Genomic DNA, 2,279 nt, shown 5'->3' on the forward strand with positions numbered 1-2,279 from the left:
CATGTAAAGATGGTCGAAATACTCATCGTGGTCGTCGAAGGCCTGCGTACCCAGCCAGCCGCAGACGTTGCCAATCGGATCAATCGTCCTGCAGATTGCATAGTCGCTGGCATCCGCTTTGAACGCCATATCCCAGAAGCCGTCATGCCTGACGCCATACCAGTCGCTGACCCATGTGGAGCCGAAGCGAGGGGAGTGACCCGGGTACATAGCCGGCGTGAATTCGATTTGACAGTTGCCGCTGTAGTCCCACGGCATGACATGGCTGGCTGTCATCAACAGGTTCGGCCCAACCATGAAGGCGGTGCCTCCTGGAAGCTCCTTGCCTTCGGAGAAGGTGCGGATGTGGCCTATCGCCGACCAGGGAAACGCCACCAGATCCATGCCGATAGCCGTAAGCCCCGACCGCTTGACGGCAATATCGCCGTCCGGTCCAGCAAAGAACGGTCGCAACCGTGGGACCGTTCGCACAGCGAGATGGCGAGGAACATAGGCCTTGAGCAGATCCTCGTTTCGCCTGCCCGTGCGCGTCGGCTTGCCCTCAGGCCGCGCGACGGCCTTCGCAACAGGCAGGTTGAGCCTCGATTCCAATCGCGGCACATAGCCCTTCGGCGCAGAGACCCGCTCAGCCACCTTGCGGGCGTCCGGAAATCGGCCCAGGCTGAGATGATTGATGATGTCGACAGGCATCGGCTCCGTCGGATCACGATCAAGTTTTTCGATGAGAGCGCCAAGGTCGTTGTGCGCAGCCAGCGCCCTGAAGTTTGGTTGTCGCCTATTGCGCCCGGCATTCTCGTTCCCCGCAGTGGAGAGGCGTTGCTCCTTCTTCATGCGATTTGTCCTCGCTTGCCCTTGCCAATGCGCCTCGATAGGGCGAGACGACCGCGATTGGCATCGAAACCGAAGTGATGGCCGCCAAAGTCGAACGAAAGCGACCATTTTGACAGTCGTCATTTGCCGACTGGGTCGCTCCTTTTTGCGGGTGCTATTTCGTGAGGACCATAAGGCCGACGCTACGGCCTGATATCGACGGGCGCCTCGATCTTCACCATCTCGAAGTCCGAGACCAGTATGTCGATGCGCACCGTCCACCGGCCCGGCACCGGGATGACGAGGTTGTCGACGCGCCAGCTGCCGTCACCGGGCTTGCTCGCAGCGCGCTTCAGCGGCTCGATGCCGGAATCGGGTTTTGACAGCACAAGCGTCACCTCCTTGGCGTCGAGCGGGCCGAAATCGCCGCTCATGATGACCATCGAGGCAACGACCGGGCCGGCATGGCCGGGAGTGATGCTGAGATCGGCCATCGCTTGCAGCGCGTGGATATGGACCGACACCGGTTGCGCTGCCGCAATCGCCAGGGCTCGTGGCGGCGGCGTGAAGCGCCAGCCCGCGGCAACGCCGAAAATCGCCAACACGATCAACGTCTCGACGCCGATCGAGCGGACCAGCCTGCGTTGAACTTCCGTCGATCCCGCCTCGGCCGATGCGGTGAGTTTCCAGCGATTGACGGCAGCAAGCGTGAACAGAAAGACCAGCAGCCCCAGCTTGATAAGCAGCAGCCTTCCATAGGCGGTCTCGACCAAAGCCGCGGGTGTCTGCACCTGGATGACGGCAAGCACGATGCCGGCAGCGGCAAGCACGGCCACCACGGGCAGGATCGCCCAAGAAAACCGCCGCAGGAATGGCGTGGCCCCCGCCGATTGCCCCTTCAGCGCCAGCCCGAGTGGGATCAATGCGCCGGCCCACAACGCGATGCCGACGCCGTGCAGGAACACCATCGGCCGCGTCAGCCATTGCGGCTCGGCGGCACTGGCATGGCCGCTGGCGGCAAGGGCGACCCCCACCCCGGCCAGGCCGGCCAGCGCCGATGGTTTGGCGGTGGCGCGGGGACCGGCCAGCGACAGCAGGCCAAGGCCCAGCGCGATCAGCGCGACCAGCACTGTCCAGCCGAAACTGGTGTCGAGCCCGGTCCGCCAGACGACCGATTGTGCCAGATGGGAGAGCGGCGCCCCCAATGCGTCCAGACCTTGCAAGCCGAGCGACAGGCACGACGCGACCAGCCCGCTCAGGATTGCAGCTGCAACGAAGCGCTGCCCGGCACGGCCACTTCCGGCCAACCAGGCAAGCGCGAAGGCGCCGCCAACGCCGAGGAAAAGGCCGACGTAGAGAAAGATTTTGCCCGTCCAGATAGCCGACCGCAACGGCCAGTCGACGGCTTCGGATACGGCGGGCGGCTCGCTGGGCGCGCCGATGGAAAACAGCAGCGATCCGCCGACGGG

Annotated in this window: 2 protein-coding genes; both read right to left on the reverse strand. The window is 64.0% G+C overall.

Annotated features, from left to right (window positions below):
- Positions 1-831: hypothetical protein (locus tag EN906_RS31450; RefSeq protein WP_164777509.1), on the reverse strand; the 831-nt coding region annotated here is incomplete at its 3' end.
- A gap of 182 nt (positions 832-1,013) precedes the next feature.
- The coding region (locus EN906_RS31455) for a copper resistance D family protein (RefSeq protein WP_164777510.1) at positions 1,014-2,279 on the reverse strand (1,266 nt) is incomplete at its 5' end.

The sequence above is a fragment of the Mesorhizobium sp. M7A.F.Ca.CA.004.06.1.1 genome (assembly GCF_003999135.1).
GTDB lineage: Bacteria > Pseudomonadota > Alphaproteobacteria > Rhizobiales > Rhizobiaceae > Mesorhizobium.